General features: G+C 57.6%; 13 protein-coding genes. 8 read left to right on the top strand and 5 right to left on the bottom strand.

Annotated features, from left to right (window positions below; translation table 11 throughout):
* Positions 1-108: 108 nt before the first annotated feature.
* Positions 109-582 carry a hypothetical protein gene (locus tag CLV87_RS09320; RefSeq protein WP_133840731.1) on the bottom strand — a complete coding sequence of 158 codons (474 nt, stop codon included), beginning with the start codon at positions 580-582 and terminating at the stop codon, positions 109-111.
* A 105-nt stretch (positions 583-687) separates the two neighbouring features.
* Between CLV87_RS09320 and CLV87_RS09315 the strand changes: the two genes are divergently transcribed.
* A complete protein-coding gene (locus CLV87_RS09315) occupies positions 688-1,200 on the top strand; it encodes an outer membrane protein assembly factor BamD (RefSeq protein ID WP_133840730.1) in 513 nt (170 codons plus the stop codon).
* 29 nt (positions 1,201-1,229) lie between these two features.
* Here CLV87_RS09315 and CLV87_RS09310 read toward each other — a convergent pair whose 3' ends face one another.
* The 3 genes from CLV87_RS09310 to CLV87_RS09300 all read right to left on the bottom strand — a co-directional run bounded on the left by CLV87_RS09310 (position 1,230) and on the right by CLV87_RS09300 (position 4,785).
* Entirely contained in the window at positions 1,230-2,426 is a 1,197-nt protein-coding gene (locus tag CLV87_RS09310) for a tetratricopeptide repeat protein (protein ID WP_099241696.1), read from the bottom strand.
* The gene (locus tag CLV87_RS09305) at positions 2,423-3,958 is read right to left on the bottom strand and encodes a tetratricopeptide repeat protein (protein WP_099241698.1); all 1,536 of its coding nucleotides are present in this window, start codon (positions 3,956-3,958) and stop codon (positions 2,423-2,425) included. The genes CLV87_RS09310 and CLV87_RS09305 overlap by 4 nt, the downstream gene beginning before the upstream one ends.
* 101 nt (positions 3,959-4,059) lie before the next feature.
* Positions 4,060-4,785 (bottom strand): prepilin peptidase, encoded by a 726-nt coding sequence (locus CLV87_RS09300; RefSeq protein ID WP_255301721.1) that lies wholly within the window; start codon positions 4,783-4,785, stop codon positions 4,060-4,062.
* 163 nt (positions 4,786-4,948) lie between these two features.
* Between CLV87_RS09300 and gspG the strand changes: the two genes are divergently transcribed.
* From gspG to gspM, 7 genes are all read left to right on the top strand, one after another.
* Entirely contained in the window at positions 4,949-5,413 is a 465-nt protein-coding gene (gspG, locus tag CLV87_RS09295; protein WP_304363311.1) for a type II secretion system major pseudopilin GspG, read from the top strand.
* Positions 5,398-5,847: a prepilin-type N-terminal cleavage/methylation domain-containing protein gene (locus CLV87_RS09290; protein ID WP_166652703.1), complete on the top strand. Its 450-nt coding sequence runs from the start codon at positions 5,398-5,400 to the stop codon at positions 5,845-5,847. Before gspG ends, CLV87_RS09290 begins: the two co-directional genes overlap by 16 nt.
* Positions 5,832-6,206, top strand: coding sequence for a type IV pilus modification PilV family protein (locus tag CLV87_RS09285; protein WP_099241704.1), 375 nt, complete (start codon positions 5,832-5,834; stop codon positions 6,204-6,206). Before CLV87_RS09290 ends, CLV87_RS09285 begins: the two co-directional genes overlap by 16 nt.
* Positions 6,203-6,856, top strand: coding sequence for a type II secretion system protein GspJ (locus CLV87_RS09280; protein WP_099244536.1), 654 nt, complete (start codon positions 6,203-6,205; stop codon positions 6,854-6,856). Before CLV87_RS09285 ends, CLV87_RS09280 begins: the two co-directional genes overlap by 4 nt.
* Entirely contained in the window at positions 6,856-7,800 is a 945-nt protein-coding gene (gspK, locus tag CLV87_RS09275; protein WP_099241706.1) for a type II secretion system minor pseudopilin GspK, read from the top strand. The genes CLV87_RS09280 and gspK overlap by 1 nt, the downstream gene beginning before the upstream one ends.
* A gap of 332 nt (positions 7,801-8,132) precedes the next feature.
* Entirely contained in the window at positions 8,133-9,323 is a 1,191-nt protein-coding gene (gene gspL, locus CLV87_RS09270) for a type II secretion system protein GspL (RefSeq protein ID WP_133840729.1), read from the top strand.
* Entirely contained in the window at positions 9,320-9,823 is a 504-nt protein-coding gene (gene gspM, locus CLV87_RS09265; protein WP_099241710.1) for a type II secretion system protein GspM, read from the top strand. The genes gspL and gspM overlap by 4 nt, the downstream gene beginning before the upstream one ends.
* 48 nt (positions 9,824-9,871) lie before the next feature.
* Here the strand turns inward: gspM and CLV87_RS09260 are convergent, their stop codons facing one another.
* Positions 9,872-19,498 (bottom strand): DUF7933 domain-containing protein, encoded by a 9,627-nt coding sequence (locus tag CLV87_RS09260; protein ID WP_099241712.1) that lies wholly within the window; start codon positions 19,496-19,498, stop codon positions 9,872-9,874.
* Positions 19,499-19,614: the final 116 nt, after the last annotated feature.

Below are 19,614 nucleotides of genomic sequence, written 5' to 3'. Positions count from 1 at the left end.
TGCCCTTGAAATAGAACCACTATTCCTGCGGGCATATGCCTGGTCTGGAACAAAATTTGGCGAACTGAGCGTTGTGAATTAATGGGGCCTGACCCTAGGGTCCTGACCCTATGGCTGATCTACAAATTCCAGCAATTCCGGTTCATCCCCGGATCGCGACACCCAGACCCCGGCTTGGTCAATCTTGACCACCTGAATATCCTCCGCCAGATCATCGCCCCGGCGCACCAAGCGTTCCCCAGTTGGGTGGTCAATCATAGCCCAGGTCGCACTGCCCATTTGCACCATGCCCTTAAGCGCATAGCCCAAGGAGTCGATTGGCGGTTTCGGAGGTTTGGGTGGCTGGGGTTCTTCCTGGGGCGCATCCGAAACTGGCTTGGGCGGCTGAGGCTCTCCGAAAATTGGCGGCCAGTTGCGTGGCTTGCGTTCCACCACCTCATCAGCAACAGCGTCCACCGGTTTCGCATTGCCTACCAGCACGATCTGAGCCTCTTCCTGCTGGAGGTCCTGCCACAGATCATGACCAGCCTTCCCGGCAAAAGCCAGCGCAGCAAGCATCACGATCCAACCCAACAGACGCATAAAAACCTCATTCTCCAACGCTTTTGCCCAGACCATAGACCCAGCAACGCAAAATGGGTATACTCACTGGAAATACGCAAGAAAATAAGCGTTGAGAGAGCAGATATGCAGGTATTCCCGATGACCCGGGCCGGATTGACCGGCTTGGCTATTTTGTTTTTGGTCGGCTGCGATGATGCAGCTGTGGGCCAAAAAGGTTTTGAGGCCAAATATGCCGTCGCGCGCACAGCGCTAGAAGAGGGCAATTACGAAGCCGCCAAGCGCCATTACCTCAAACTGGTGCCGCAAGCTGGCCCGCTGGCCCAGCGATTGCAATTGGAATACGCCCATGCCGCCCTGCGCAGCAATGATTTTGGCAAAGCCGCGGCGGTGACATCATCGCTTGCCAATACGCAGACAGGCGAAGCGCGCTCAGCAGCGTTGGCGGTTTATGGCACTGCCAAACATGAAATGGGGATGATTGCCCTCGGCCAAGGGGACACGGCAAGCGGCAAAGCCCATTTGACGGCAGCCAAGGGCGCGCTGGCTGAGGTGGTGAAAAAGCACCCAGATATGGACCCAATCGGCTCTTTGACGGGGCGTTTGGCCAGCATCAAGGCGCAGCTGAAAGCGCTCTAGCGCACAATCAGCTTCGATCAGAGATCAACTTAATTTGACGACACCCGTTGCTTTGCCATGGTCTGCGCCATCGCAATTTGGGCCTGTGTCATCCGTGTGGCCAGAGTGAAATTCATGTCTCGCGCCGGGGCAAAACCGCTGGCCCCGGCCAAAACCAACCACATCTGCGCCAGCACGTAATCCTGTGGCAACGCCCATCCCTCAACATACATCACCGCCAGATTTGCCATGGCGGGCGCGTAGCCAGCCTCGGCTGAGGCACGAAACAACGCCTCGGCCTGTTGCAACTGCTCAAATGCCACATCAGTCTTGGACACGAGCAGCCAAGCCAGTTGGAACTGCGCCACCGGGTCGCCGGATTTGGCGCCAGTGGTCAATTGCTTGACGGTTAGCTCATCAGCCTCAACCGGCAGCAACCGTGGATCATAGACCGGGTGCAACTTACCGCTTTCCGACCCTGCCCGAGCGGCCTCTTTGGCCAATTCGGCCGAAAGGTCGTCGTCAAAATCTACGCCAAACCCATTTCCATACATGGTGGACAGATTGCTTTTGGCGACTGCCAAGCCCTGATCCGCAGCGGCCTTGAACAAGCGAAAGGCCAAATCATGGTCGACCTCGACACCTTCGCCACGGGCATAGATCAGACCTAGGTTATTCTGCGCTCTGGCATGACCGGCATTGGCTGCCTGTTGGTAGATCGACAGAGCCATCGCGAGGTCTTGCGGCACGCCGCGCCCTGCCTGCAGCAACACGGCCAAGCTGACAGCCGCGTCGACATGGCCCTTGTCCATGGCCTTGCCGTATTGGTTCGCCGCGAGCGCCAGATCAGCGTCACCCGACGCGCCATGCTCCAGAGCCAAACCATAGTCATACAGGAAATTTTCGTTCCCCTCAGCCGCAGCTTTTGACAGCCAGATCAAAGCCTGAGCGCGATCCTTGGCCACGCCAATTCCCGAATGATACATTTGCCCCAATCGGTTCTCGGCTTCTGGCAGGCCTTGGTCTGCGGCGCGTTGCAGCCACTTGGCCGCTTCCGAAAAATCCTGAAGCACCTCATTGCCTTCATGCAGCAGGATGGCCAGTTGATACTGCGCTTGAGCGTCTCCTGCTTCTGCTGCTTGGCGCAATTGCTGCGCTTCGCCAGCACCCCCTTGCGCCTGCACGGTTGGTGCCAGAACAGCCAATAACAACGCCAGAACCCAACCTAATCGGAGTGTGCGGATCATGGCTTAACCTCTGTCGGCGCGCTTGCCTGGTCAAAGAACTCTCTGGCAGCTGTTTGCGCCTCGGCGATTTGTTCAGGGGTCATCAGATCAACCAGAACATCCCGTTTTTCCGCCGCCGCCTCTACACCTCTGGCAGCAGCGATATTGACCCACTTATGCGCCTGAACATAGTCGAGCTCCACACCCTGCCCGGTGATGTACAATAGGCCCAGCTCATATTGCGCCCTTGCATCCCCGGCCGCCGCCGCATTGGTCAAAAGGGCCGCAGCATCGTCAGGGGCACCCTCGGTTCTGCCCGCCCATATGCCCAGAGCCGTTTGCGCAGGGCGCAACCCTTGGGCGGCTTGATCACGCAGCCAATCCAATGCCGCCTCGTCTCCGTTTTCGATGGAAGACATCACCCAAGGCACCATACGATGCGGTGCAAGCATTTCGGCCAATGCACCCGAGCTGGCCAATCTGCCCAATTCCAGCGACGCCTCGTCAAAGCCCAAATCCAGCGCGGTTCTGTAGAGTTTGACAGCCTCTTCAAGGTCACGTTCAGCCCCGCCTTGCGCTTGTTCCAACATCCCGGCCAAAGCGACCATTGCCTTTGGTGACCCGCGCTGGACCGCCTTTTGCAACAAATTGAGAGCAAGAGGTTCGTTCAACTCCACGACATCCCCAGCCAGATGGCCCTTTGCCAGTGATGTCATAGCCTCAGAACTGCCGGACTGCGCGGCGATCTTCAACCAGCGCTGTGCTTCTGCCCCGTTTGTGGGTACGCCGTCACCGGACAGGTATTTGCGCCCAACCGCCACCTGAGCCGGAATAAACCCACTCTCAGCGGACCTAAGCAACCATTCAAAACCCAGTTCGCGGTTTTGTTTCGCACCTTGGCCCTGATCCAAGGCATATCCCAGGAAATACTGCGCTTCGCGATGGCCCTGGCCCGCAGCCTCATTCAGCCAATACAGCGTTTGTTCCGAGTCCTTCGCCCTTGAGTAATGACGGCTTAGGGAAAATTGCGCATCCACATAGCCGCCAATGGCCGAAGCCCGCATCCAGTTAAAAGCATCTGCACCGCTTTTGGCGACTCCCTCGCCCTTTTGGTAAAGGCGTGCCAGATAATACTGGGCCTCGTGATTGCCAAGCGGCGCGGCGGCCTTGAGCAATTGCGCGGCGCGTTCAGGATCCCGCGCGGTTCCGTCCTCGGTCTTGGTCAGCAATAGGCGTGCCAAAAGAACGGATGCATTGGGTTGATTGGCCTCGATCGCCTTTTCCAGCCAAAACTCGGCCCCTTCCTGATCTTTGGGGCCACCCAAGCCCTGCAACAAAACCCGACCATAGCGGTACATGGCAAAAGGCATCCCCTCTTCCGCCAGAACCTTGAGCCCTCCGCGCACTTTAACAAAATCTTGTTGCGCCCAGGCTGCTTCGACCTCTTGCATGCTTAATTTGGGGTCCGCGCTCTCTTGTGCTGAAGCGGCGCCTGACAGGCCAAGAGCGATGCACAGGGCAAGGGCGGAAAGGGATGCGTTTGAAAAAGACATGGCTCGCTCGTTTCAAAGATCAAAAACAAAGGGGAACTCGAACACTGCTAGCAGACCCTAAAAGGTCAGGCAGGCAAACTCAAACCGGGAATCCTGTCAGGTCAAATGATATATCCCTGTCTCAGCACCCATAACAGCATCGCCGCCGCACAAAGTGCGGCCCCGAATGGCAGGCGATGCAGGCCAATCGGAGCGGTGGATCGTTTGTTTCCCAACCCAACGACACTGGCCAGCAAGGCCCCCAAAGACGCTATCAGCAAGAGTAGCGGCAAATCCCACGGCCCTGCAAAGGCCCCAAGCCCCGCCATGAGTTTGACGTCGCCAAGTCCCAATCCTTCGCGCTTGCGTATGGCTTGGTAGCCAATGCGCAAGGCAAGAAAGATCACCACACCCAGAAAAGCCCCTATTAGAGCAGCCTTCAAACCGATCTGCCCCGGTTGAACAGAAACACCCACTGCAGCGACCAAAAGCGCTGCGTTTAACGGGTCAGGCAGGCGAAACCAGATGAGGTCTGCCGCCAAAAGTGCCAGCAAGAGCCACAGGAACACCGCGCTGAGCCATATTTGCAACGCATCGCCGCCTGCGGACACCGCCACCACAGCAAGGCCAAAGGCCGCAATCTCCATATACAAGTGCCATGGGGACAGCTCTGCCCGACAATATCGGCATTTCCCGCCCAACCAAACATAGCTGAGCACCGGCACCAGATCCCAAACCGCCAAAGGATGCTGGCAATCCCGACATCTGGATCTTTGCCGGAAAACGTCCTCTTGTCTTGGCAACCGATCAACCAGAACCCCCAAAAAAGATCCGACCGCCGGAGCCATCAACAGCAAGAAAACGACTGCAAAAGCCTCTCCAAAACTCATAGGATGAGCCCGGCCTGCCAACATCGTCTGGACAACGGTAGGGCCGCGTGAATAATGGTTTGCAGGTGCATTGCGATCTTTCCAAACCCCTCGACCAGAGCTTTATCCATAGGCCTTATACATGCAGAATTCCGACAATCATGGCATGACCAAGACAAATCAGCCACAGGATGACGGGTTTTCCCTGCTCGAACTGATGGTCGTTGTGGTTATTCTATCAATCCTGGCTTTGGTCATCGTGCCACGGGTCATTGATCGACCAGATCAGGCGCGGGCCGCGCGGGCGCAATCGGACATTGCCGCCATTGTCAGCGCGATCAACCTCTATCGTCTGGACAATTTCCGCTACCCGACCACGGAACAGGGCCTGGCTGCGCTGGTCACCCGCCCCACCAGTGACCCTGCCCCGGCCAATTGGGCCGAGAACGGCTATATGGATCGCAACCCCGTCGATCCCTGGGGGCAGGAATACAAATATCTCGAACCGGGTGTGCACGGGGATTTTGACGTGTTTTCCTATGGCGCGGATGGCGTGGCAGGCGGTTCCGGGGCGGATGCGGATATAGGATCGTGGATGCTGAAGTAACAGAAAACGCGACAGACCAAGGGTTTACCCTGATCGAACTGCTGGTCAGTGTCGCCATTCTGTCAGTTCTTGCCGTTGGGGCCAGCCTCGCCCTGTCACGGCAAAGCGCTCCCGAAAGTCGCGATATGGCGGTTTTTCAAACCCTGTTTGATACCCAACGGGACCAGGCCATTCATTCGGGTCAACCCCGAGGCTTGGTAATCTCGACCACATCTTTTGAGTCTGCCGGGCTGCAATCAAACGGCTGGCAAACGGATACCAAGGAACGTGATTGGAGCGGGCGTGTTTCCCTATCTGCCAAGCTGCGACCGGCACAAACGCCCGATATTGTCCTCTTGCCGTCCGGAATGGTCACTCCGTTTCGGATATCCTTTGGGGGGCAAAATCAATGTGACCATGATGGGCTGACGGGGCTGCGATGTTCCGGAAACTGATCAAAGCCCGACAGGACAAGGGGATCACGCTGGTCGAGCTGGCCGTTGCCATCCTGATTTTGACGATTGGGACCATCGGTGCCTTGCAAGCTGTCGATCAATCGCAGCGCAATATCGGAGCAGAGACGCCGCGCCTGCTGGCTCGTCTTGTCGCGCGCAATCATGTGGAGCAGTTGCAGCTCTTGGGGCCCGACGCACAAATTCCAACGCAAGTACAGATGGGGCCGTATGAGTTCACCATTTCGGTCGACCGCCAGACCACGGCCGGTGGATTGGTTGAGGCACGCGTCACCGCGCGCAGCAGCAATGGCGAAGGCGCGCAATTGGTGACGTATCTCTCGCGCAGGACTGGCCCATGAAGGCGCAAAGATCAGATACCGGGCTAAGCCTGATCGAATTGGTGGTGGCCCTGTCGATTTTCGCCCTGGTCGCGGTGATGGGATCACAGGCCCTGACCGGCATGTTGCGCAATCGCGACATAATCCTTGAGCATGTCGACGACAATGCGGCCCTGTCCCGCGCTCTGACTTTGTTGCGCGCAGATCTTTCGGCCATTGTTCCCATGGCCTTTTACCCGCCAAACCGCCAATCTCCGCAATCTGCCTTGCGCTTTCGGGGGCAGACTCTGTCCATCTCAGTGGCCGGTCAACCCGCTTTCCTGGCGGATGGATCAATTGACGATGGGTTTCATCGGGTGGAATGGTCGCTGGATGAAAACGGATTAACCCGGCGCAATTGGGTGACACTGACACCTTTGGACTCAAGTTCGAAATCCGGTGACCAGCAGGTTCTAAGCAATGTCAGCGATTTGCGCATTCGCAGCTACGTCACCGGGCGGGGTTGGATCGACGGGTTAAACAGCGGCTCGGTCGGGGCAACGGATAGCGGCGGCGATGGCGACAGCGCCGGGGCCGCCCCCGAGATCTATTCCAGCGCCCTGCCCCAAGCGATTGAACTGAGCTTCACGCTTGAGGGCGTCGGCCCGATCAGATTGGTGCAAAGCTTTTGATGGTCGGGACCCGACATAAAGATCGCGGCTTTGTGCTAGTGAATGCGTTGATCCTTGTCGCAGCACTGGCTGCGGTCTCAGTCTTTCTGCTTTCCCGGTCCGAAGCAGGTCGGGCGCGATTGGTTTCAGGCTCCGGGGCCGAGCAGATTTCGTTGAACCTCGACGCTTTTGATGCCTTTGCATTTGAAACGCTTGCCCGTGATCTGAACGGCATTGATCATTTGGGCGAGGCTTGGGCAAAACCTTTGCCACCGGTTGATCTGGCCCGTGGTCAAGTGACTGGATCACTGCAAGACATGCAGGGCCGGTTCAACGTGAACTGGCTGGTGGATGCCGACAACCTCGTGGCGCAAAACGCGTTTGACAGCCTGTTAAAGATCCTGGTTCTATCGCCCGAATTGGGGCGAGACATCCGCGCCTTTCTCCAACCCGGCGGACCAAGTGACCGCGCGGTTTGGCGGCAGATGCAACCTGCCCTGGACCCGGTTGGCGGTGCGGTTTTAACGCTGGACCAGTTGCGGGCGATCCCTTCGCTGTCGGATGAGAATTTCACAAAAATGCAGCCCTATCTCACTGCCTTGCCAGGGGATTCAACCTTGAACGTCAACACGGCCAAACCAGAAGTACTGGCTGCCTTCCTGCCCAATCTGCCACCCGCCACCCGTGCCCGGCTTTTGGCCGCGCGTGACCAGGACCCGTTTCAATCAACCACAGATTTCCTGGCCGCTGCGCGTTTGCCCACCGAGGAAGAACGCGAAGGCCAGGGGGATGAAGTTGACCCGCTGCTTTTGACCGAACAACATATTTCCGTTGCCTCGGAATGGTTTCTTGTTCAATCGCAGACCAAAATCGATAAGCTGACCGCCCGTCGCGAGACGGTGTTGCATCGCAAGGGGCGACCGCCCGTGTTCGACGTGCTGTGGCGCCAAACACGACGCCCTTAGGGTCAGGACCCATTACTTCACAATGCTCAGCATGGAAAAATACGTGTTATCAGAGGTTTGAATTTCGCAGACAAGGCTGGTTGCCTTGGCAAGAAAATCGAGCCGCTGAGAGCATGTATTTCTCCATGCCCTGCGGGTTCGCCGGATTTTGTCCCAGCCTGCGTTATATGCCCTTGAAATAGAACCACTATTCCTGCGGGCATATGCCTGGTCTGGAACAAAATCTGGTGAACTGAGCATTGTTAAGTAATGGGGCCTGACCCTCGACCCATTGCACTTAAACCGCCCAATCGGCATTCTGCCCAAGGCTACACCACGACCGGAGACCAGATTTGCGCCATTCCGCCCAAAACCCAGACATGGCGCAAATGTTTGTTCGCGCGGGCGAAGCCGAGGCCACAAACCGTCAGGTGACATTGGTCTCGGGCAGCGACGTTCCCCTTGTTCAGTTGGACTTGCCTCCGCGATTGCGTGGTCAGGCACGTGAGCAAGTCGCGTTGCGGCAATTGTCGGACAGGCTGGGTTTGAAACCAGATCAAATCGCCATGCGGCCTTTTGTGTCTGGCCTTGATCCGAAAAAGAAAGCCCCTTGGAATACGGTTTTCGCGGCGGATAAGGCCTGGTTTGCCAATTTGCAAAAACTCCCCAGTCGCGCTGTTTTGCCAGATTATTTGTCTTTACCCGCGGCCCCCGATCTATGGGTGGTTCAACCAGTTGAGATTGACGGGCAACCCGGTCTAAGCCTGCGTTTTGGACCGGATGACGGGATGACAGCACTGACCCTGTTGGCAATTGCCGCTATGCGTCAGACGATTGAGAAAGGGCCTGCACCCAAGGCCATTCTGGCCATGGGCAACCTGCCAGAGCAAGTCTCCACCTTGGCGGCTGATGCGTCTATCCCGGTGGTGGCTGATGTAAATGAATTGGACAGGTTTCAAATAACACCCAAAACACTGGGCCATGGCGAATTGGAATTGGACCTGCGTAGCAATCCCGCCGCAGCCAAGGACCGCGTAGAAAAACAGATCCGCCCCTGGGTCTGGGCTGGGTTGGCGGCATCCTTGGCGGCGGGTGTCTGGGCGGGCGGCGAATGGCTGGCCCTGCAACGCAATCAATCGCAATCTCGCGATTTGGCGAAACTGATCACGTCAGAGGTTCAAGAGACCTTTACCAAAGGCGCGCCGGTTCTGGATGTGCGCCTGCAAGTCACGCGCGCGTTGGGCGCGATGAAAGCAAGCGAAGAGGCCCCATCCAAACCGCTCGACCCCTTGGATATGGGCGTTCAAATCGCGCAGATTTTGCACGCCGCGCAGGCAAAACCAGAGCTTGTCCGCTATGACGAAAAAGACGGGATGCGGGTTGTGGCGATCCTGTCTGACTTTGCATCCGTCGACACCCTGGCGGAGGCTATTCGGGCTGAGGGTTATACGGTGACGCTGCGCGATTCACGGACGGAAACCAGCCGAGATGGCATTCGTGCCGATTACGCTGTGGTGCCTCAGATTTCGGAGGGCGGCGAATGATTTCCCGATTGGCCAGCCTTGCCGCCACGCTTAGTCGACGCGAGCAAATCCTGCTGGGGTTAATGGTTGGCGTCGCCCTGCCTGCGGGTCTGGCAGTTGGGGTTCTTTTGCCTTTGCAAGAACAGCGCCAAGCTGCCGAGCAAAGTGTCGATGACTCGATGGCGCTGTATCAATGGGTGCTTGACCGGTCCGCCGAAGCAAGTTTATTGACCACCGAAACCACGGATGAGCCCCTAAAAACCTACGAACCCGTCGGAATGAGCGGGCTAGAAGACGGGTTAAGACGTGCAAAACTGTGGTCGTCATTGACGGAACTGGGCGCAGAAACGCAAAACGGAGTGCTGTTGCGGTTTGATGATGTGGATTTCATCCGTCTGGCGACCTGGCTTACGTCGTCGCATCCCGAATGGGGCTACACGATCAAGAGCTACCAGTTTCAGGCCAAGGATGCGCCCAGCCGGGTTTCAGCTCGGATCGAACTGCAAACACCCGCTCAGTAGGTAACAAAAAACGCCCCGAACATGCCGGGGCGTTTTTCATCATTGTGATCAGAAGTCCACCTGAACCTTGTGTTCCACTGTCAGGCTCTCAGTGTCTGGCATGGACAGGCGCGTCACGACAGACCCGCGATCATCGGCAAAGCGACGCTCGCGCGAGAAGCTAAGGAAGAAGCGGTTCAGCTCATCCATGCGCTCATAATCAATCTCGAACTCATAGGACAAACCCTTGTCCTTTTGAGTGGAAGAGACCGCCAGATTGATACCTGCGCTACAGTCCTGATCGTTCGAATAGGACGAGTATTCACAGGCCAGACGCGGGGCGATGCTGACCTCGGTCATCATGGCCCCGATGCTGTCCGCGCCCTTCTGCGATGTCAGACCCGAGAATTCGACCTCAGCATAGATGCGGGCACCGCTGAAGTTTGGCAGGTCAATGGTGCCGGTATCCGTCTGACCCAACTGGCGCGCGGTCACATCGGCATCGCTGACCCAAGCCTGAGCCACATCCAGACCGATACGCGGGCTGATCGAGTAGGTGTCATAATCGCGCTTACCGCTTAGAGCGACACCACCGAACAGGGCGACATAGGAATAATCCCCCTCAGCGTCGATATCCCCCAAAGCCGAGTCAAAGGTCAGATCGTAGCTGTGCAGACCAACTGCAGCTGAGCCGTAATAGTCGACGAACAACCCGCTGCCAGTCGCTTGTGCGCCGTAAATCCCGGCATTCAGACCGTAACCGGTGATCGATCCATCTGCGGTGCCATCGACACTGTTCTGGCTGAAATAGCCCCCCCAGAAGAAGCCGCGAATGGCATCATCCGACAGGAACCGCTCGGTCTGACGCGAGAATTGCAGAATGGCCTGCGTCCCCTGATCCGGCGTCCAATTCAGCGAGAAGCTGCCATCCAGGATCTCGCGTCGCGAGGTCTGGCAGTTATAGGTTTCCCAGCCAAACTTACCGTCGCTATTGGCGCTTTGATCGGTGATGGTCAGGCTGCCGGTCACATCCGGGCTGGCAATTGTTCCGCATTGCTGATCTTCGCGACCTTCATGCAGACGCCCAAGCGCCCCTTTGGCCATGCGGCTGAATTGACGCTGCTGGCTACGCACCGTTTCCTCAAGATCGTCCTTGAGGATTTCGGTCAGCGGATCGCGGATCTGGTCGACCAAATCATCCGTGACCGTAACAGCAGCCAATGACAGAGCGAACCCGTCAAAGCGTGTGTCCGTAGAGGCAACGCTGACCGTTGGCTGACAGCTATGGGTGCCCTCAACGTCATCGTCATCTCGTGCGCTGATTGTCAGCACCTGCGCGGTGTCGAAATTCGCCGATGTAAAGGTGATCGTTGCTGGCGATACGCTACATTGCGCATCCCCCGCGAAAGACAAGGTCACATCTGCGGTTGGCTGGCCCAGCAAGACAAAGCTCATCGAGGCGTTGTCATCCCCGTTTTCCGAGGCGGTTAGATCCAGGTTGGTCACCGCAATCGAAGCAACGTCATCGTCAGTGATGTTGACCGTACCAGACAAATCCGCCGAAACCGTACTGAGTATGGTCACGTCATCGCCCGATGTCACCGCCGTCAGAGTCAAAATAGCGGTTTCGGTGCCTTCAACAAACGCGTCCTCGATGACGTCCAGATCGACGGCTGCTGTCAGGTCACCCGCCGGAATGGTCAGCGTGCCACTGGCGGCGGTGTAGTCTGTGCCATCAGTCGCTGTCCCGCTCATGCTGTAGGACACAACTGTATCCAGCACCGAAATGCGATCCTGAGCAATGGTAAAGCCGATGGCATCCGTTGTGGCACCATTGGCCTCGGCCCCGTCATCAGTTGCGCTGACAATCACCGGGTTCTCGGCACATTGGGTCAACGGGATGTTGTTGGCCAAGACATCCGGGTCACCCGCTTCGATCACAAAGCTGCTGTAGAAGGTCGGGTTGGCCGCCAAGGAGGCATCCGCCAACTCACCCGTGCTGCCAAACTCGGTTGAGCCCAGAACCGCCGGATCAGATGGCAACAAGCTGGTCACGTCCAGAGTGCCCGAAGACAGACGTGTCGTGCTCGGGATGCCCGCCGTTGCCGGATAGCTATACGTTACCGAATAGGTACCTGGCCGCAGGGCGAACCACTGGTAGAAGCCAGATGAACCGTCCTGAACAATGGTGATGTCGTTGGATGTGCCAACCGAGCTGTTGGATCCGGACGGACCGGATACCGAGATACCGCCACCCGACAGAATGCGCCCGTCATCTTCGCAGTAGAAATAACCGGTAGGATCATAATCCGCTGCGTCCGGGATACTGTCACCGTCGCGGTCCGCTGTGGCGCTTTCTTTGCTGTCAGCAACACCGTCACCATCTGCATCAGCGGCAGCCGGATCGGGCGTACCGGTCAGATCGGCCGTAACAGAGACTTCGTTGCTTTCATCATTCGGGTTGCCGCTGGCATCAGAGGCCGCGCCAGCATCCAGAACAATCGTGATCTCACCATCATGATCCGGCGTCACGGTCAGAACGTAATCCGCATTGCTGCCGGTCAGAGTGGTGGCTGTGCCGCCCGAGATGGTAAATCCGCCGGTCGCAAGGCCGGTGACCGCTTCGCTAAAGGTCACTGTGACATCAAATGGCTCAGATTGCGGCGTTGTCGGTGCAACCAAGGCCACTGTTGGTACGGTGGTTTCCTTGTCGACGGTATCGGTGGCCGGGGTGCTTTCATTGTCAAAGCTGTCGGTCAACGTAACGGAAAGTCTGAGCTCGCCATCCCCCAACCCGGACAGGTCCAAGCCGCTGATCTGATCCGTCGCAGTTGCGATCGTGCCTGTGCCCGTGACATTCGTACCGCCGCCATCAGACGAGATGGTAAAGGCATAGGTCGCCCCAACTTCGGCCCCCGAAAAGCTAAAGCTGCCCGAGGTCTCATTGGCTGCGTTGATGACCGAAGCATCAAAGCTGGCTCCGAATCCTGCTGGTGCCGTTGTGTCCATGGTCAAGCTGGCTGTGGCCTGTGGCGCGGCATTGCCTGCCACGTCAGACACATCCGCCGTCAATGAAAGCGTGCCATCACCAAGGCCGGACAGATCAACCGTTACGCTCCAGACATTGCCGGTCACGGTCGGGTTGAAGTTCAGGCTGGCTGTTGCGGAATCGGTGACCACTAAGGTGACGGTCTGGCCATTTTCCACATCTGTGGTTGTCCCAGAAAGGGTAACCGCGCCTGCTTCGGCGTTATTGACAAGGTCGTCCGTGGATAGCGGTGAGTCAAAGCTGACCGTGGGAACCGCAGCATCCTTGGTTGCGGTATCCGTCACGGCTGCGCTGGCATTGCCTAAGGCGTCAGTCAATGTCACGGACAGGGTCAAGGTCCCGTCGTTCAGACCAGAGAGATCAAGACCGCTGATCTGGTCCGTCGCGGTTGCGATCGTACTTGTGCCCGTGACATCCGTACCTCCGGCATCGGACGAGATCGTATAGGCAAATGTCGCCCCAATCTCTGCCCCCGAGAAGGTAAAGCTGCCCGCCGTTTCGTTTGCCGCGTTGTAAATCGCTGTGTCAAAGGTCGCGCCGAACCCTGTTGGGGCGGTTGTGTCCTTGAACAGGCTGGCGGTTGCTTGCGTGGCCGCATTGGCGGCCACATCCGAGACATCTGCTGTCAAAGTGATTGTGCCATCTACCAAGCCAGACATGTCAACAACAGTGCTCCAGACACCACCGGAAACCGTTGCTGTCGGCGTCAAAACCGTTGATCCGCTATCGGCCACGCTCAACGTGACAGTCTGACCATCCTCAGCGCCGGTTGTGGTCCCGGACAGGGTCACGGTCGATGCCTCGGCCCCGCTGACCTGATCGTCACCAACAAGAGGTGAGTCAAAGGCGATGGTTGGCGCTGCCACGTCCTTGGTTGCCGTGTCTGTGACTGCGGCCCCAACATTGCCCAGGGCATCGGTCAGGGTCGCCGACAGGGTCAGCGTGCCATCCCCCAAGCCAGAGAGATCAATCCCGGTGATCTGGTCGGTCGCGGTTGCGATAACCCCAGTGCCGGTGACATCCGTGCCGCCTCCGTCAGAGGAGATCGTGAAGTTGTAGGTCGTGCCGACCTCAGCACCGGAGAAAGTAAAGCTGGCTGCACTTTGTGTCGACGCGTTGTAAATCGCCGCATCGAAAGGTGCCGCAAAACCGGTTGGTTGCGTGGCATCCTTGGCCAAGCTCGCCGTCGCTTGCGTCGCCGCGTTGCCTGCCACATCGGATACGTCTGCCGTCATGTTGATCGTGCCATCGGCAAGGCCGGACATATCAACAACAGTGCTCCAAATCCCGCCAGAGACATTGGCCGTTGGGCTCAAAGACCCCGAGCCGCTATCGGTGATCGACAGGGTCACAAGCTGCCCATCCTCGGCCCCCGCTGCCGTGCCGGACACGGTGACAGTGCTCGCTTCAGCTCCGCTGACCTGATCATCCCCAGCAAGCGGTGAATCAAAGGCCAGAACCGGCGCAACCACGTCTTTGGTGGCCGTATCGGTCACTGCGGGCGCGGAATTGCCCAAGCTGTCGGTCAGAACCACTGAAAGCGTCAGCGTGCCGTCGCCCAGGCCGGAAAGATCGATCCCGGTGATCTGATCTGTTGCGGTTGCGATGGTCCCTGTGCCGGTCACATTTGTGCCGCCGCCATCCGAGGAAATCGTATAGGCGTATCCGACCCCGACCTCGGCAGCTGCAAAGGTAAAGCTGCCCGCGCTTTGGTTGGCTGCGTTATAGATCGCCGCGTCAAAGCTGACAGAGTGGCCCGCAGGAGCAGTTGCATCCTTGGCCAAGCTCGCCGTGGCCTGCGTTGCGGCATTGCCGGCCACATCCGACACATCCGCCGTCATGTTGATCGTGCCATCGGCGAGGCTGGACATATCAACAACGACGCTCCAAATCCCGCCGGAGACATTGGCCGTTGGGCTCAAAGACCCCGAGCCGCTATCGGTGATCGACAGGGTCACAAGCTGCCCATCCTCGGCCCCCGCTGCCGTGCCGGACACGGTGACAGTGCTCGCTTCAGCTCCGCTGACCTGATCATCCCCAGCAAGCGGTGAATCAAAGGCCAGAACCGGCGCAACCACGTCTTTGGTGGCCGTATCGGTCACTGCGGGCGCGGAATTGCCCAAGCTGTCGGTCAACACAGCTGACAGGGTCAGCGTACCGTCGCCAAGGCCTGAGAGATCAATCCCGGTGATCTGATCCGTTGCGGTCGCGATGGTTCCCGTGCCGGTCACATTTGTGCCGCCACCATCCGAGGAAATCGTATAGGCGTATCCGGCCCCAACCTCGGCAGCTGCAAAGGTAAAGCTGCTCGCGCTTTGGTTGGCAGCATTGTAGATCGCCGCGTCAAAGCTGACGGAGTGGCCAGTGGGGGGCGTCGTATCAATGTTGAATGTGCTAGTCGCCGGACCCGCAAAAGACCCATTGGCATCCGTGACAGTGGCAGAAATGCTCGCCAACCCATCGGCCAAACCGCTTAGATCTTCGGTTGTTGTCCATGTGTTGGAACTGACCGTTGCCGTAAAGGTATGGAGAGTCAAAGCCCCGTCGCCAATTGCGATGCTCACCGTGCGGCCATCACCGACCAACCCGGTGGTGCCAGAGATCGTCACAGCGCCGGCCTCAGCCCCGTTGATGATATTGTCGGCGGTAAACGGCGTGTTGATGGTGATCGAGGGCACGTTCAACGTGGCCGCCGCCGCGCCGGAATTGCCCAGAGATGTGATCAGATCCGATGTCGTCGTCGATTTGGCTCCGACCGTGGTCGCGCGTACATCATAGCTGATGATACATCCGCTCAGCGCCGGAATTGTGAAACCGGTAAACGACATGCTCGACCCGCCATTCGCGGCCGTCAGAGTGCCTCCGGTACAGGTGGAGGATGCATTTGCCGGAGTAGCTGTGCTCAGCCCAGCTGGGTGGGTTTCCGAAAAGCTGGCCCCGGTGGCATCCATGAAGGACCCGGTATTGTCGATGGTCAGGGTCACTGTGCGCGTACCATTCAAGGACACGCTGGACAGGCCGAACGACTTGGTAAAGGTCGGAACCGGTGCAGGCGTCACTGATAGGCTCGCCGACGCAGTTCCGCTGTTACCCAGGGAAGAGGTCAGATCACCCGATGTGTTGGTCAATGTCCCTGTCCCGGTCGCACGAACATTGACGGCGACGGTACAACTCGACGATGCCGGAACGGTGCCGCCGGTATAGGAAACGGTGCTGGTGTTGGCGACAGCCGTCAATGTGCCGCCAGTACAGCTGCTTGCCGCATTTGGAACGGGGGCAACTGTCATCCCTGCCGGAAGGGTATTGGTGAAATCAAGCGCGCTTGCCGGGTTTCCGGCGGCGGCGTTGTTGATTGTAAAGGTGATGCGCGCTTCGGCACCCTGCGGTATCGTCGCTGGCGAGAACGCCTGACTAAACAAAGGCGCAGGTTCAACAGTCAGGTCATCGGTTGCAGGATTTGCGATAGACAAACCGTTTTGCAGCAAGGCACTGGAGGTATTTGTAAAGGTGCCCGCCGTGACAGATGACGGCATTTGCAAGTCAAAGCTGATTGTACAGACCGCGCTTGGGGCGATGCTGATATTTTCAACCTGGAGCAAACTGGTTCCCGACGCGCTCACGCCTGCACCACAATTGGCAGGAGCCGAAGTCAGGCCGGTTGAAACCAAACCGGAGACAACGGCGCTCAGATCATCCGAGAATCTCAGGTTCGACAAAGTCGATGTCGCGCTTTGGTTTGTGATCGTAAAGGTCAGTGTGGATGTGCTGCTCGGACCGACAATATCGGGCGAAAACGCTTTGGCGAATGTCACTGCGACGGCTTCATTGACGCGCAAACTGGATGACGCGGCATCGCCAGCCAAGACGAGATCGTCAGACACCCGTTCCGCAGACAAAGCCCCCGTGTTTCCGCTGTAATCGTCAGGTGTCGCACCCGATGGAACTTGAACTGTTGCCGTGATCGTACAGCTGTCATTCGCAGCCAGAGATCCGCCAGAGAAGGTCAAGTTGGACGTGCCGGACAATGTGCCCCCACAGGCGGATGCAGGCAGGCCGGTCGCAACCATGCCCGACAGGAACGCATCCAGATCGTCGGTAAAGCTGATTGTGTCGATTGCCTCACCCAATGTGTTGGTCACGACATATTCAACCGTGGTCGTATCGCCAGCCTGCACAGGATCTGTCAGGTGCTGTTTCGCTAGGGTCGGCCCGCCAGAGATGAACTCAATTGTGTCTGACAGAGCTGGCAGGACAACGGTACTACTGTTGACCAAGACTGTTGGGCTGGAGGTGGTGAACGTAAACGACCCTTCAACGGTTGACGTAATCGACAGCGGTACGTCGATGATACAGGTATCACCCGCCGCAACCTCGACACCTACGAAGATCAGGAAAGTCGTGCCTGACAGCGAAGGTGACGCCCCGCAAGATCCGTTATGCGAAAAGGATGTCGCTGACACACCCGTGGGCGGGTTTAGGCTATGCGTCAAAATCAGGTTGGTATAATTGCTCGTCCCGCCTGAATTGTCGAACGTGTACCGGATCGTTTCTACATCCCCGGAGTTCAAAACATAGGTGTCGCTGCCAAATTCCATCGAGGTCTGAAGGACCCCGCCTTCAAAGACGGTAATGTCGTCGCTGGCTGCAGCCGCAGTTGTGGCCTGACCGCCCGCCGTTCCGGCCAGGCCGGATGTCGTGTTGGTAAAGGTGCCGGTGCCCGTAGGGCCCATCGTCACATTCGCAATGATTTCACAGCTATCACCCGGGGCAATCGTGCCGCCGGTATAGGAGAACGTGCTGGTCCCGCTGGCAGACCCACCACAAGTATTGGTCGGCGTGGAAAGAAATGTTGTTCCGGTAAAGAAGGCATCCAGATCATCGGTAAAAGCCAGACCGGTCGCCGTTGAGGGCGATTCTTCAGAGCTCGAAATGGTAAATCGAATTTGGGTCTGATCACCGGTTGCAACCGTGTCGTCCAGGAATTCCTTAGTGAAAGACAGGTTTGCCCCACCCGAAACCTGCAAGATATCCGACGCAACCGGACCTTCAACGCTTGCCCCGTTGACAACTGCACTAATGGAGGATGTTGGATAGGCCTGCAAACCAGGCGCGGTTCCGGCAGGGACCGTCGCAGTTACGGAGAAACTACAGCTATCATTGGCGGCAACGCTGCCCCCGGTAAATTGCAACTCTGTAGCCCCACCACTACTGGTTAGGAAATGGGTGCCGCCACAGGCCGAAGCGGTCGCAGGCGTTATGTTGGTCAGCGTAACAGGAAAGTCGGTAAAGCTGATACTGGTCGCGGCATCGGATGTGTTGGGGTTGGTTAGCGTGTATTCAATCGTCACGGTGCCACCGGGTGCAACCGGATCATCGGTAAAGCTCTTGCTCAGCTCAACAGGCTGGAACCCATCACCCAGAACACGCAAAGTGGCGATGGCAGGATCGGATGTAAACGACCCGCCCCCGATGGACCCCGTCAAATTGCTGGTGACATTGGTATAGGTTGCATTCCCCGCCACACCGGAAGGCAAAGCCACTTCGACCTCAAACTCACAGCTCTCGCCCCCGGCCAAATTGCCGCCGGTCAGGCTCAGAGTGGAACTGCCAGTAATTGCAGATCCCGCGCCACATGGCGTTGATGGCAACGATGTTGCGACGGCACCAGTCAGAAAAGCATCGAGATCATCTGTAAAGGTCAAATTTGTCGCCGCGTCAGAGCGTGTTGTATTCTGAAGCACGAAGCTAAGCTTGACCGCTTCACCAGTCACGGCCTGAGAAACACCAAAGGATTTGCTCAAACCGACGCTTGAGGCAGGCAGTGTCGGAACGGTCAGAGCCGCGCGGATAAAATCCGTACGGCTCGGGGTGCCGGAGTCGAATGTCGTAAAGGTTGTTTCTAATGTGTAGTCACCGCGATCAACGGCCAGCACATCAAAGCCAACCGTACAGCTGGTTGGTGCTGCCGAAGGCAAGGAAAGCGTAACAGTTGATCCACCTGCCGTCGCACTCAGCGTGCCACCACAATCCTGTGACGCATTTGCCGGATCAGCCAGAACCAGCCCAGAGGGCAGTGTGGTAGCGAGGTTAAAGTAGTTAAACAAACCGCCAGTCGTGTGCGTGTAGTCATAAGTCACACGCGTCACGCTACCCGGGTGGACAGTGGTCGGCGTGAGCGTTTTGGTGATGGAATGATTGGAGGCAGCGACTTCGAGCGTGTCGCTGACTGCCAGCGCCGACCCCTGATCGGATGTCAGTGTCGAGGTCGAAATAGTGTGGGTTCCCACCGTGCTCGACGTGACGGGAACAACAATCTGACAGGTGCCAAGGGCTCCGAGCTGACCACCTGAGAGCGAAAAGCTGCTGGCACCAACCGAGGCCGCCAGCGAACCGGCACAGCCATTTTGGACACTTCCGATGCCGACAGAGACGATCCCGGCTGGCAAATTACCAGTAAAGGCAATGCTTTCTGTCGGGACAGCATCCGTTGTTGAAATCGTAAACGTCAGCTCGCTCACGCCACCCGGGATAATCGGGTCTGGCGACACGCTCACAGCAAGCTGTGGCGCTGCCATGGCGGCAGTGCCAATCAGTGGAAGAGAAACAACGGAAATCGCACGAAACAAGCGGCCCAGCTGGCAAATCATAGGTGTCCCCAATGCTTGGTCGTATAAACACAGGCCCACCGTTTTGGTGGGTATTTTTCGCCCACCTTATTGCGCCACAAGTTAACTGAACAACGTTTGACGTTCCTCAGGGTCAA

The organism is Pelagimonas phthalicica, assembly GCF_004364805.1.
GTDB lineage: Bacteria > Pseudomonadota > Alphaproteobacteria > Rhodobacterales > Rhodobacteraceae > Pelagimonas > Pelagimonas phthalicica.
Note: the sequence above shows the minus strand (reverse complement) of the source record. Positions and strands in the feature narration are given on the sequence as shown.